Source organism: Desulfobacter sp. (genome assembly GCA_028768525.1).
GTDB lineage: Bacteria > Desulfobacterota > Desulfobacteria > Desulfobacterales > Desulfobacteraceae > Desulfobacter.
Genome location: CP054837.1, coordinates 1,817,624 through 1,831,534, shown reverse-complemented (window position 1 = coordinate 1,831,534; position 13,911 = coordinate 1,817,624). Strand labels below are relative to the sequence as shown.

At 50.0% G+C, this 13,911-nt stretch carries 13 protein-coding genes; all 13 read left to right on the top strand.

The window, feature by feature from the left end; genetic code table 11:
• The first annotated feature begins 17 nt into the window (after positions 1-17).
• Entirely contained in the window at positions 18-554 is a 537-nt protein-coding gene (locus HUN04_08460; protein WDP93215.1) for a methyltransferase domain-containing protein, read from the top strand.
• Between the two features lie 9 nt (positions 555-563).
• Positions 564-1,949, top strand: coding sequence for a methyltransferase domain-containing protein (locus HUN04_08455; GenBank protein WDP89739.1), 1,386 nt, complete (start codon positions 564-566; stop codon positions 1,947-1,949).
• A gap of 163 nt (positions 1,950-2,112) precedes the next feature.
• The gene (locus HUN04_08450) at positions 2,113-3,009 is read left to right on the top strand and encodes a radical SAM protein (protein WDP89738.1); all 897 of its coding nucleotides are present in this window, start codon (positions 2,113-2,115) and stop codon (positions 3,007-3,009) included.
• A complete protein-coding gene (locus HUN04_08445; protein ID WDP89737.1) occupies positions 3,006-3,731 on the top strand; it encodes a class I SAM-dependent methyltransferase in 726 nt (241 codons plus the stop codon). The genes HUN04_08450 and HUN04_08445 overlap by 4 nt, the downstream gene beginning before the upstream one ends.
• Positions 3,732-3,817: 86 nt before the next feature.
• Entirely contained in the window at positions 3,818-4,711 is an 894-nt protein-coding gene (locus HUN04_08440; GenBank protein ID WDP89736.1) for a glycosyltransferase family 4 protein, read from the top strand.
• Positions 4,708-5,994 carry a glycosyltransferase family 4 protein gene (locus HUN04_08435; GenBank protein WDP89735.1) on the top strand — a complete coding sequence of 429 codons (1,287 nt, stop codon included), beginning with the start codon at positions 4,708-4,710 and terminating at the stop codon, positions 5,992-5,994. Before HUN04_08440 ends, HUN04_08435 begins: the two co-directional genes overlap by 4 nt.
• A gap of 2 nt (positions 5,995-5,996) precedes the next feature.
• Positions 5,997-7,022 (top strand): hypothetical protein, encoded by a 1,026-nt coding sequence (locus HUN04_08430; GenBank protein ID WDP89734.1) that lies wholly within the window; start codon positions 5,997-5,999, stop codon positions 7,020-7,022.
• 790 nt (positions 7,023-7,812) lie between these two features.
• Positions 7,813-8,589 carry a methyltransferase domain-containing protein gene (locus HUN04_08425; protein WDP89733.1) on the top strand — a complete coding sequence of 259 codons (777 nt, stop codon included), beginning with the start codon at positions 7,813-7,815 and terminating at the stop codon, positions 8,587-8,589.
• A 2-nt stretch (positions 8,590-8,591) separates the two neighbouring features.
• Positions 8,592-10,445 (top strand): asparagine synthase (glutamine-hydrolyzing), encoded by a 1,854-nt coding sequence (asnB, locus tag HUN04_08420; GenBank protein ID WDP89732.1) that lies wholly within the window; start codon positions 8,592-8,594, stop codon positions 10,443-10,445.
• The gene (locus tag HUN04_08415; GenBank protein WDP89731.1) at positions 10,442-11,365 is read left to right on the top strand and encodes an SDR family oxidoreductase; all 924 of its coding nucleotides are present in this window, start codon (positions 10,442-10,444) and stop codon (positions 11,363-11,365) included. Before asnB ends, HUN04_08415 begins: the two co-directional genes overlap by 4 nt.
• A gap of 73 nt (positions 11,366-11,438) precedes the next feature.
• Positions 11,439-12,308 carry a radical SAM protein gene (locus HUN04_08410; protein WDP89730.1) on the top strand — a complete coding sequence of 290 codons (870 nt, stop codon included), beginning with the start codon at positions 11,439-11,441 and terminating at the stop codon, positions 12,306-12,308.
• Entirely contained in the window at positions 12,305-12,892 is a 588-nt protein-coding gene (locus tag HUN04_08405; protein WDP89729.1) for a hypothetical protein, read from the top strand. The genes HUN04_08410 and HUN04_08405 overlap by 4 nt, the downstream gene beginning before the upstream one ends.
• Before the next feature lie 129 nt (positions 12,893-13,021).
• On the top strand, positions 13,022-13,909 hold the full coding sequence (locus tag HUN04_08400) for a class I SAM-dependent methyltransferase (protein ID WDP93214.1): 888 nt from the start codon (positions 13,022-13,024) through the stop codon (positions 13,907-13,909).
• Positions 13,910-13,911 lie beyond the last annotated feature (2 nt).

Here is a 13,911-nt window from a genome sequence, read left to right as displayed (position 1 = left end):
ATGCTGCCCAAAAGACGTTGAAACTCCACCTGGGGTGCGGGAAACGGTTTATTCCCGGATTTGTGAATATCGATATCTGTCCCCAGGAATCATTGGATGTCCAACATCGTATTGAAACCCTGCCTTTTAACGATGCATCCGTATCCCTGATATATGCGTCCCATGTACTGGAGCATTTTTCCCGCAGGGAGTTCTTGGATGTCCTGGTTGAATGGCGGCGCGTGCTTGCACCCGATGGCATTTTACGGATCGCAGTTCCTGATTTCAGGGCCATTGTTACCTATTATCTGAAGCATGGTCTGGGAGACGGCGACACCGGGCTCCATGGGCTGATATGCGGCGGCCAGCGGGATCAATATGATTTCCATAAAAACATGTTTGATGAAGCCTATCTGACCTTGGTGCTCAAGCGGGCGGGGTTCTCAAAAGTCAGGCCGTGGGACTGGCGGGCCACGGAGCATCGGGATATTGATGATTATTCCCAGGCATACCTGCCACACCTGGATAAGGAGAACGGACTCCATATGAGCCTCAACATTGAGGCGGTAAAGTAAAAAGAGGGAATGGAAGTCATGGAGGAAATTGAAAAAATATCCGGTATCTGTATGGGCAGGGCCCAGGATAGCGCCTCACAACTGGTAAAAGACATCTGGCAATTGAAAAAGGTAAGGGAACTGGCGCTGCCGGATGATATGTTTATCCATCCCATAAAAGCGGCGGAAGCCTTAGGCGGTCAGGGGCGTGGGGGCAATATCCGTGACATTGCATTGTTTTTAAGCTCGGAAAAAAAGGACAGGGGCAGCATCTTCAGCCTGCTGGCAAGCCTTCAATATATTTTGGCCGACCAAGCTGTGATCGTCATTGACCACGCCGATCTCCCGGCGGTGTACCAGGGGCTTTTGGATGTGCTTTTAAGCTGTCCTGGATACCGGTTGCAAAGGATCGTGCTGGATCCTTCCCCCCATGCAAGGCCGGGACAGGGGGCTGCCATCCTTGATTTCTGTCATGACCGGGCGGCTCCCCAGGAATTCGACACCATTCCCAAAGCCGGCAACAGGCAATTGGGTCATAATTTTATCCCCACAATGGATGCCGGAGGTCTTGATGACTGCCTCAGGCTGGTCAGGGATGCGGTGAACCGGTTTCTGCTGCCCGATGCCGAAACCGCAAAAAAGGCATATGAAACGATAAACAATGAGTTCCCGGATCAGTTTTCCCCCTCAGATTATTGGCATAATGCATATGGCAACGGTTTTGTTCAGTTTTTCTGCTGGGGACACAACCAGGATTTCGGCCATGGATATTCCAGGCAGGGGGCCATGGATGACAGGCATTTGGAAGTTCTGGCAGAATGTCTTCAACAGCAATTCCTGCCCAAGTCTTTAGAGGGATTGACGGTGCTTGACGTGGGCTGCTGGACAGGCGGGGATGCCTTGGGGCTAGCCGGCCTGGGCGCAACGGTCACGGCACTGGAAGAACACCCTGTGTCCGCCCGGGCGGCAAGCCGGCTTTTTGAGGTGGTTCAAGCCTCTATAGACCTGAGCCGCCAGAGCCTTTATTCTGATAATGAAAACTGGCAGGGCACCTTTGATATTGTTTACCTGAGCGGGGTTATCTACCATGTCACCGATCCCCTGCTTGCCCTGCGCATATGTTTTGCCTACTTAAAACCCGGAGGCCGTCTCATCATTGAAACCAAATCTTCTGGTATTGAAGGGGCTTTTTGTGAATATGGCGGCACCCTTGAAAAAGGGTGGAACTGGTTTTCCCCCACGGTGGAGACCCTGGGGCGATGGCTGGCTGATGCGGGGTTTGACCGGACAGATATTTCCATTTTTAAAAGACCCGTGGGCCGTCTTCTGGCCATGGCCGTAAAACGCCGGGAATCTTGTTTAAAGGATGATTCCGGATTTTCGCGCCCGGGAACCTGGCTTTGCCGGTCCATTTGAGAGGAAGCCTGATCCAATGAAAAAACTAAATCGGCTCTTAAACGAGATAGAGTATTACGGGAAGCCATTTAAACTTAGACTGGGGGCCCGTGTATTGTCTAACCGCATATTCAGAACTCAATCCGCCCTAACCGTTGATGTTTCAGTGGGGACACGTTGCAACATGAATTGTGTCCATTGTTCGGCAGCCACATTAACGCATCCCGGGCGTCCTTTGATGGGGGTGGCGGATTACCGTTCGTTATCCAGAGCATTTGACCGGATGAATGTGATCCGGATCAATTTGACCGGCGGTGAACCGTTGCTGAATGCAGACTTAAAAAAGGTGATTTCCTACCTTGATCCGGACCGGCGGCATATTAAGCTTCAAACCAATGGCTCTCTGCTGAACCAAAACATGATCGGCAAATTGAAAGCATGGGGCATCAATGCCATCTCAATCAGCCTGGATACGATGGATCCAAAAGAATACGCCCGATTTCGGGGGGTGCCGCATACCTGGCACAGGCGGGTCTTGTCCAATTTAAACCGGATCCGGGAAGGAGGGGTCCAGGTGTCGGCCTCCATGGTGCTGACCCACGATAATTTAAGAACTCCCGCCACTTTAAAGGTGATTCGGTATACCCGGCGGATGAACATTATCCTGTTGGCAAATATTGCCACGGTGTCCGGACGGTGGCAGCATCGCCCCCAATACCTCTTTACCCCTGAGGACAGGAAATATCTTGAGGAATTGACGGCAATATATCCCCATGTCCGTACGGACCATGATGCCGGAGGGTGTCCGGCTGCAAAACGCAAAATCTACATCACACCTTACGGAGATGTTCTTCCCTGTCCATTCATCCACCTTAGCTATGGGAATGTTATGGCGGAGCCCCTGGAGGAAATTCACCAAAGGATGCTGGACCATTATCCTTTTTCAGGCTTGGCTGTCTGTCCGGCTGCGGAGGACCGTATTTATTTCGAAGATTGGCATAGTGTCATCTCAAATGCGCCCAGGCTGCCCATCGCCCTGGATGCATTTAAAAAAAATAAGGAAAGGCGGGAGGTCAAATGATCATCTTGGATGAAAAAAATAATGAAAAAAGGGATTTTTTCTTTGAAATGCAGAAGTATGCCATGCATTTGAGGACCGACTTTGTTGCCCGCCAGATAGCAATAACGGAATTGTACCGGAAAACAATCGATCTGCCGGGATCTGTCCTTGAATTGGGGGTGCGGAATGGGGCGACATTTTTTTTCCTCGCCCGATTAATGGAAATCTTCGGGCCAAAGGGAAGAACTGCACCGGTTGTATCGGATCGCCATCTTTACGGTTTTGATACCTTTGCCGGGTTTCCGGAAATTTCTGAAAAGGATCAATCACAAGGCCAGTGGCGCGACATGAAAAAAGGAGGCGTTGCCACTTTTAATAAAGATCAGTTTTTCCGGGATCTGGATATCTTCCGCTCCCAGTCGCCTGAAGGGGACCGGATCCATATTATCCAGGGTGATGTGTGCGAAACCATCCCCGAATTTGTCCAGTCCCATCCGGGACTTGTCGTGGCCATGCTTTACCTGGATCTTGATTTGTACCAGCCGACCCTGGATACATTGGAGCAACTCTATAAAAAGGTGGTGCCCGGAGGGATTATCGTGTTCGATGAATTCGGCTACAATGAATTCCCCGGTGAGACCCGGGCGGTTCTGGAGTTCTTTAACGGAATGAATTGTGAAATCCGCCGTTTCCCGTGGGCGTACTGCCCCAGCGGGTATATGATCAAACAAACCATGGGGTAAAGGTGTTCCCGTTTTGGACACCGCCCTGGACTGATAAAACGCTTTAGCATTGCATTGGCTCATCCAATGGCAGGAACCGTAAGACTTTGAAGATCAGCGTTATTATTTTATACGACGTAAAAGGCTGGGCCTGGTGGTACCGTGCAAGAAATATTCAGAGATTCATCCATGAAGATATCCGGGTGGATGTCGCCGGTTATAAGGACAGGGTCGATTATGCCCCCTATGACCTGATTATTTTGTTTGAGTGCTCCCTGATCCATTTTGTTCCGGCCCCTTATCGTTCTAAAGTTGTCCTTGGGACCAGCACCACCATCACCGAATACCTTGACGAACTCCTCGTGGCCGTTGAAGCCCACGGCTGCCTGGCGGGCCTTGTGAACAACCTTACTGCCTTTAACAAGGCCAAGGGGAAGGGGCGGTTTTATTGCTGTGAAAACGGGGTGGATGAAACATTTTTTTACCCCGGCGACAAGGTTGAAAAAAGTACAACCGCCTGTTGGATAGGCAATGCCTGCTCCGTCGGCAATAAGGGGCTTGACTTGATCAGGGCTGCCTGCATCCAGGCCGGTGTTTCCTTGATTTTTAAAAATGTGGACGCCCGGGACGGGGACACATCAAAAATCATATCCCACGATCTTATCAGGGACCGCTATTATCACAGGGCCGGGTTTTACATCTGTGCATCAGAAACCGAGGGAACTCCGAATACGGCGTTGGAGGCGCTGTCGTGCGGCCTGCCGGTGTTGACCACCCGGGTGGGGAATATGCCTGAAGTGATATCTCCGGGAAAGAACGGATATTTTATTGATCGGAGCATAACGGGGATCAGGGATGGCATCGAATCAATTCTTAATGCCGATATCAAAAGGCTTGGGGCCAATGCCCGGAAGTCGATTATAGACGGATGGACATGGAAAGCTAAGGTCAAAAATTATGAGGCCATGATTTTTGAGCTCATGGGGACCGGATCGAGATGATTGAACCCATAATGTCAAAAAAGATGAGAATACTGGTGATCGGTCCGGTGATTGCGCCTCATCTTTATGACAGGGTGCAATGCTTTGCCCGGCTCGGGCATCAGGTGGCATTGGTCACCAATACCCCGGACTACACCATCCCCGGCGTAGATAGCCTGATCATAAAAGGCCTGCCGTTGGGCGGGATGTACCGGACCATTGCCCTGTCACGGATGGTTGGGTTTTATTCCCTGGTGAAACGGTTTGATCCGGATATCATCATGGTGCACTACGCAGCCGGTCTCTGGAACTGGATGGCCGCCACCTGCAGCAGACCTCTGGTGGTCAGCGTGATGGGCGGGGATGTGCTCTTTGAACAGACCGGCCCCTCTCGGCTTGAACGCCGCCTCACGGCCAGCCTCCTCAATCGGGCGGACTGGGTTTTGGCTGAATCTGATTATCTGAAGAACGCCGTTGGGAAAATGGGGAGAAAAGGGGGAATAACGACATTCACCTGGGGGGTTAATTCCCGTTTTTTGCCAGGCCGCCGCAGGGAGGATACGTTCAGAAAACGATACAGGATAAAGGAAGATGCCAAAATTGTCCTAAGCCCCAGGGGAATGTTTCCGATTTACAATATCGATATCATTGTCAGAGGCTTCGCGGGAATATGCCGGAGGATTGAAGCGTCGCTGCTGTTGTCCACCGTTTATGTCGATCCCCGGTATAAAAAACAGATTGAGAATCTCATAACAGACCTTGGAATCGAAGACAAAGTGGTCATACTTCCTGAACTGGCGGACGAGGATATTCCAGCTTTATACGGGTGTGCCGATGTGGCCGTATCTATACCCTCGTCTGATGGGATGCCCCGGTCTTTTTTCGAAGCCTCCGCATGCAATACCCCGATGATTATGGCCAACCTTGAAAACTACCGGGATGTGATCATCCATAGAGAAAATGCCTATTGTGTGGAGCTTGACGCCCAAGAGGTTACCGATGCCCTATGGGCATTGCTGGAGTCTAAAGCGCTGCACAAACGGATTGGTGACAATGCGGCCAGAACCCTGGATGAAATGCAGGCAAGGTCCAAAAGGCATCTGAGTTTTATTGAATCAATGTTTTTCAGGTTTGCCGGAAGGGCAAAACATATCTGCTTCCTCAAAGCGGTGATTCATTTTTTCAGACTGGTCATGCTCTTGCTTTTGAGTCCATCCATTGTTTCCAGGACTGATCAGCCTGTATTTGATTCTATTCCCCATTATATTGAAAGCATTGTCGGGAGAGGGCCTTCCAAAAAATAAAGATGACATCGAAATCGATACAATCTTATAGCGAGGCGTTTTCCTTGGATTTGGATTATGTCAATCCTCCTGCTTGGCTGGAGGATTATAAAACCAGAAGCAATGATCTCCACGGGAAATTTGCGGCCTTTGAAAACTGGGTTAAAACCAAATTCAATCGGAATGTCAGCGTTTATATCTATGGTGGCAACATCAGCGGATGCATCGCTTATAGCTTTCTCAGAGCCATGGATATGGTTTGTGTCCAAGGCGTGATAGACCGGAACATCCCTTTTCCTTATTTGGGAGAGATTCCCCATATTTTCCCTGATTCTTTTTCAGGGAACACAGATTTGGTCTTTGTATGCACATGCCCCTTGCACTATGATGCTGTCCGCAGGGCAATTCCTGGACAAGATTTTTGTTATATGTTTAGGGACAATCAAGACCCGAAGTCCCATCCCCCTGTGAGCATTTCATCCCAGGACAATCTATCCGCAGGGTACACCAAACCCGACAGGGGGGGCGCAGGGATAATCATGCTGGGGGATTCGCTGACATCCGGTTTACAATTCAGCACCGGGGGGGATCGATTTCATATTATCAATAAAGGGTGTGACGGGGCTACGGTGATGGATATTCAGGATGGGCTGGACACTGTATTGGGAGCATCTGCCCAAGCCGTTTTTATCATGGCGGGGATAAACGATTTAATCCAGGGCAGAGTTCATTCGGCGGTGCTGAAGGTATACCTTAATATTTTGGATAGACTTATTGGGGCCGGGGCCAAACCCATTATTCAGTCCACCTTGTATCTGTCTTCTTTTTATCAGTCTCTGGCGGGCGCTGCCACCATTAACCGGGAAGTCGATGGGCTGAATGACGGCCTGAAAAAATATTGCTTGGAGAGGGAACTGGTTTTTCTTGATCTGAACCGCATCCTGTCGGTCCAGGGCTATCTTCAATCCGGATTCACCCGGGACGGCCTTCATTTAAACACCAACGGGTATAAGGTCTGGCATAATGCGTTGATGCCTTTATTCCCCTAACTTTTATTTGCACAGTTTCCGGATGTCCTGTGAGAAAAAAGGGCGGTTGGGTATCATACATGATTTTTTTATTCAAAATGGGGGCATGAATCATTCAGGGACAATAAATATGAGGGTGCAGACCAAATTAATTGTGCTTGCCAGGCCAATGGACGAATGTGATCCTTTTTTACTTGAGATAAGCGGCCGGTATGTGTTTCCAGAGATTCTGGACAGGGTTATCAAGGAAAATAATGTAACCGATACCATTATATCCGTTCCCCATTATACCCCCGCACCTGTTATTGAATGTCTAAGGAACTGGCCATTTGAGATATGCATTTCCATGCAGGATTCGCCCCAGGCAAGACTTATGGAAAGTGCGGACCGGAAAGGAGAGGCCCTTTATATTGTCCTGACGCCATATGCCTACCGTGTCGATCCAGGGCAAGTTTCAGCCGCCGTTACAAGAATGCAGAAAAACGGCTATGACATGGTATACCCGGGACAGGGCGTGGAAGCAGAATTTTTTCTGGTTATCAACCTAAGAGCGATACGGTGGTTGTTTTCCGGCACAGCCAAACCCTTGTCTCCCTTTTCTTTCCCAGCGGCTGCCGGCGCCGCTTCCAACGGGCTCCGCGTCCATGCTGTGGATGGGAGGGGCGCTTCAACAGAAGAATTTTTATGGCAGACGCTATATGAGAAAAATAGGCACTTGCCCCCTTCCGGTGTATTGAGGGCGTTTTGCACGGAGGTGTTCAACCGACCGTGTCCCGGCCGGAACCTATCTGTTTCGTTTTTAAGGAAATTTTTGGAGATATCTGATTGGGAAACGCTTTCCGGCGTGCTTGAAAGGATTTTTGTTTTTCAGGATTCAATGACCCTGGCATACCAGATTCTTTTTTTAAAGACGTTGTTGGTCCGCCTGCCCAAAAAACGGGACCGTTTCCTTGAGGTCGGTTTTGGAAAGACACCGGTCGCCTCAGTCGTGATGGGGATGCATTTTTCACAAGGCATCTGCTGCGAACCGGTAAACTATACCATGGAAGGGATAGAACTGGCAGGGGAATTGGCTGTGCATCTGGTGAACGAAACGGGAATGTTCCGGGAGCAAATCAACGGGATGGCGTCCTTAGATGCCATCCTGAAGTCGGTTTCTTTTGTTGAGGCATATGCCGAAAAAACTGATCTTGCCGATGGAACCATAGATTATTGTTTTTCTTTTTCAGTGTTTGAGCATATCCGCCATGTGGCCCGGGTCAGCGATTATCTTTACCGGGTATTAAAACCGGGGGGGAAAATGATCCATGGCATTGGTTTTATGGATCATGAAGATATGACACATATCCATTTTGATTTTTTAAAGTATTCGAGAGCAGAGTGGGCCTCCATGGACAGGGGGACGAACCTCTGGCGCATAAACGATATCTGCTCCCTTTGGGAAGACCTGGGTTTTAAAGTCAATATAATACAAAGGGAGGTACGGGCCGTCCCTCCGGATAGCCTTCATGAATCCTGGCAGTCTTATGAACCCCAAGATTTGTATTGTTACTGGGCTGTGATTGAGGCCAGTAAACCAGAGGCATAATAATGTGCGGCATTGCAGGCATAGTGAGGTTCGGCCAGAGGGAGGTCCCAGGTGAGATTGACCGGATGGTCAGTGCCTTATCCCATAGAGGGCCGGATGCATCGGATGTCTGGAGAAAAGGCCCTGTTGCCCTGGGCCACGCCCGGCTTTCAATAATTGATATTATGGGCGGCGGCCAGCCCATGGTCAATAATGACGGGACGCTGTGCATCAGCTATAATGGTGAGATATTTAATTTTTTGGACCTTCGTCGGGAATTGGCCGCAGAGGGCGTACAATTCTATACCACATCTGATACGGAAGTCCTGCTGGCCGCCTATCAGCGCTGGGGAAGAGACTGTGTCAACCGGTTAAACGGCATGTTTGCCTTTTGCATCGCGGATTATCAAAGACAAGAACTGTTCCTGGCCCGGGACCATGCCGGCATCAAACCCCTGTATTACCGGCGGGAAAAAGATTTCTTCGCCTTTGCCTCGGAATTGGAGGCGTTAAAAATGCCGGAGGCGCCTCTGCCCCAGGGCCGGCTGCAGAGCATTGATTATTTCCTGCGGTATCAGTATATCCCTGCACCCGATACCATATACCGGAATGTGTATAAGCTGCAGCCTGCCCATTCCATGTGCGTATCCTTTGACGGCACGCTGAATGCCCCCCGAAGATACTGGCGCATCCGGTTCTCTGAGAGCAAAATGAGGCGTGATGAGATTCTTGAGGGGCTTGAAAAGATTGCGGGCAATGCCGTCAGACGGGCGATGGTTTCCGATGTCCCCGTCGGCCTGTTCTGTTCCGGCGGAATGGATTCCTCCCTGGTTGCCCACTATGCCAGCCGCCATGCCAAAGGGACCCTGAAAGCCTTTTCCATCGGTTTTGACGAATCTCGTTTTTCCGAGCTGCCCCAGGCAAAAAAACTGGCGGACAACTACGGATTTGAATTCTGTCATGAGGTGCTGGGAGACAGCGCGCTGGATGTCCTCCCGGAACTGATCCTTCAATACGGAGAACCATTTGGGGACAGTTCCGCAGTTCCCACATTCTATCTTTCCCGATTGGCCCGTTCACAGGTCAAAACTGTTCTGTCAGGGGATGGGGGGGACGAGATCTTCGGAGGATACGATCGGTTTTTTGAGTGGGTGAACCGGGGATGGTGGCCGAGGCAGCCACGCCATCAGTTCCGACTGGATGCCCGTGCAGGGCGGTTTAAGACCGTCAAGGCCATTTTGGATGCCCTTGGGGTCGGGCCGGAGGCCTGGAGTTATTATATTTATCTGACCCAGTACCATCAAAGAGCCCGTTTGTGGCGTCCTGAATTCAAAGGGCTTATCGATACGCCTTCGGCGCTTTTCCTGGACACGTGGCACCATGCAAGACGGTACAGGGGCATGGCCTATGCCCAATGCATGGATTTTGAGACATATCTTCCAGGCGCTGTCCTGAACAAGGTGGATATTGCAAGCATGTGCCATGGATTGGAAGTAAGGCCGCCTCTGCTGGACAGGGAACTGGTGGAATTTGCATCCCGGCTGCCCATGGATTTGAAGTACAGTGGGGGGGGGTATGGAAAAATTGCTGTTCAGAAAATATTGGAAAATAGGGCGCCTGACCAATGTATCAAGCGGCCTAAAATGGGATTCGGAATTCCCAGGCAAAAATGGATGTTGCCGGGAACAAGGGGGGGGGAAATGGTCAACGACTATCTCAGGGGGCAGTCCTCCCCTCTCAATGAATGGTTTTCCCCAAGTCATATCCGCTGGCATATTGATATGCATTCCGCAGATCAGGATAATTCCCATCATCTATGGCTTCTGTTAGTCCTGGCCCTGTGGGCGGATTGCAATAAGGGCATCGGTTTTTCATGAGCGAATCAAAAGAGGTGGGAATGGATATTAAGGTGTTGGTCACCGGATGGTCGGGTTTTATAGGCAGGGCCGTGACAAGGCGGCTGGATGAAAAGGGCATTAAATGGGTGCCCTTTGAGGGCAATGTTTTGGCCATGGAGGATTTCAGGGATTACGGCTCATGCTCCCTATTGCTTCATCTGGCAGGGATCAACCGGGTTGGCGACTCTTTTGAGGGGCAGCAAAAGCTGATCAATGTGAATTTGTCGGGCACCATTAATGCCGTTAACTTTGCGCTGTCCCGGAAAATGCGTTTTATATTTGCCGGCACATGCTGTTATGGCAGGACGAATATGATTCCGACTCCCGAGAGTGAGCCTGTGGTCTCCCATGATCCCTATTCATATTCCAAGTGCTCCGCCGAAGCACATATTCAAGCCTGCCACAGGTTTTTCGGCCTGGAAGGAACCATATTGAGAATATTTAACGCTTACGGGCCGGAACAGCCTGCAGGGTATCTCATTCCGGATATCATTCAGAAAATTCAGGATAACCGCCTGCGGCTATTTAACCTGACCTCGGTCAGGGACTATATTTTTGTGGAGGATATTGCCGATTTGACGGCGGCAGTCATTCAGAATCCAGCTAAAGGACTTGTAACCATTAATGCTGGATCAGGAACCGGATATTCCGTAAAAGATGTCCTCGGTATCATGTTCCGGCTTATGGGGCGGGAGGTTGAAGTGGAAACCGATGACAGGGAAGATTTTATAAAGACAAGCATTGCAGATGTGGGGGCGGCTGAAAAAATGTATGGGTGGCGGAGCCGGACGGGAATTGAGAAAGGGCTGGCCCGCGTGCTGGACGCCCACGGCCTTTTGGAAGATTCGGGTCTCCATATCGACCTTTTAAGGAGAGTCGGTGCGAATGAAGTTCGGTGAAAAAGAAAAGTTATTTTATAGTTGCCCTTACATTGAAGGCGGAATAGATTTTTCCTTTGGCGGGAAGATACGGATGTGTTGTCTGGCGGACCGGCTTCTTCCCGGGAAGGCGCCTTCGATTGATCTGGGGCAATACAATGGAAACGGGCTTGACATGGATGACATTCTGGAGCGCCGTTCCCTCCTCAGACAACTCAACCAGACAAAAGACATCCATTCCTGTGCCGGCTGCGGCAACCTGGTAAAACAGGAGTGGCATAACCCCTCCGCCCCTTTTTCCATTATTACGGTCAATGCGTCATCCATCTGCAACCTGGCCTGTTCTTACTGCCATACATCAAACCAATCCGTCAAACCTGAACCGACGGGCTACGACATTCCGGAACTGTTCACATACATGGCAGATTCGGGGTTGATGGCAGGAGATGCCACAGTGGTCTGGGGAGGCGGGGAGCCCACGATTACACAAGGATTTGACAGCGCCTTATCCCTTCTGAGGGAAAAGGGGATTAATCAGGTCGTATGCACCAATGGGGTGAAGTTCTCAAATCCCCTTGCCAGGGAGTTGGCATTGACGGACCGAATATCCCTGATTGTAAGTGTGGATGCAGGCAACCGTGAAACCTATTGCAGAATAAAGGGAAAAGACAGATTCAAAGAAGTCTGGGATCACATCGGCAGATATGCCGCAGTGGGAAAGGTCTGTGTAAAGTATATTTTATACAGTCAAAACAATGATGAGGAAAATATCCTCCGATTTTTAAACTTGTGCCGTACCCGTGGTATTCATAAGGTGATGCTTTCGACGGAAAATAAGGAACTCAATACCGGAACTGTTTCGGAAGCGACTGTGAACGCCGCCGGCAGATTCATTAAGATGGCCACTGAACTCGGGTTGACAATGGATACCCAGTTCTTTTCAACGGTTGGGGAACGGGGATGATTGCCCAGAAGGTACTTAGGGAAAAGATTGAAGGAGCCAAGGACGGCCTAAAAGTTATTATCGGTGCCGCAGCCATTTCTTATCCTAACTGGATTGACACTGAGCAGCGGGATCTGAATGTGGTGGATGAAGACAACTGGCTGGCTTATTTCCGCCCCGGAGACATAGACAACTTGTTGGCGGAACATGTATGGGAGCATATTGATCCCGGGGAACAGAAACAGGCCACGTTGAATTGTTTTCGATTTCTTAAGCCGGGAGGGGTGCTGAGGATTGCCGTGCCCGACGGCTATAGAACGGATCCAATATATCAGGAAGAGGTGCTCCCTCCAAAGGACGGGCATACCATGATGTTTAATTACCACTCATTATCAACGCTGCTTGAGGGGTGCGGATTCCGTGTGAGACTATTGGAGTATTTTGATGAAACAGGGGTGTTCCATTCCTATCCGTGGCGTGTTGAAGACGGAGGAATGATCCGCCGCTCCTTACGGCATGATACCCAAGAACGTTTTTTTCGTTTCCAGGGCAAGTACCGAATGAATTACACCTCTTTGATTGCCGACGGGGTGAAACCTGTCTGAGCATTGTGGATAGAAGATATGAACAGATTTTGGAAAATTTTAGGCATCACTCAGCCTGATCAGGATGAGCGGGTCAGCATCAGGGGAGAGCGTTACAGGATGGACCGGGGAATCCTGCGCCAGGAGGCCATCTATTCCGGGGCCCAGCGCCAGAGCCGAGATGTTTTTTCACACAAATGGCATAAGCAGGATACCTATGAATCCGAAGATATGAAGTCCGCCACCCTGAAATGGCTGAAAAAAAGGTACGGCGAAACGGATTCCCTGTTTCCGGATACCATGGATGCCGATTATATATTTCTGGATGCCGGTTGCGGTTCAGGGTATACCACTCTTGAGTTTTTTCCCCACGATGTGTTGTCTCGTTTGAACTATATTGGCGTGGACGTCTCTTCCGCAGTCGATGTGGCCAAGTCCAGGTTTGACCAAAGAAAGATTCCCGCCTCCTTTCTCCAGGCCGATATAAATTCTTTGCCCTTTGATCGGCAGAGTATTGACTTTATTTATTCCGAAGGTGTACTTCACCATACCGATTCCACCCAAAGGGCACTGGCCTATTTGTCCGGCCTGTTGAAACCGGGCGGGATTTTTATGTTTTATGTGTATAACAAAAAAGGCCCTATCCGGGAGTTTACAGACGATTATATCCGGAACCGGCTTAAAGAGATGCCCCCTGAAACGGCATGGGAAGCGTTACGGTCACTGACGGCGCTGGGGAAAACCTTGGGAGAGTTGCAGGTTGAAGTTGATATCGAAGAAGATATCCCTTTATTGGAAATCGAAAAGGGAAAGATGGATCTTCAGCGGTTTTTTTATTGGCATTTGTTTAAGGTGTTTTACCGGCCGGATTTTACGATGGATGAAATGCAGCACATCAACTATGACTGGTATGCGCCGCAAAATGCCCACCGCCAGACGCCGGCCCAGGTCAGAAAATGGTGCGGTGATGCCGGGTTGGATGTCCTGAGGGAATATACGGAACGATCCGGAATTTCAATGGTAACACGGAAAAAATGATT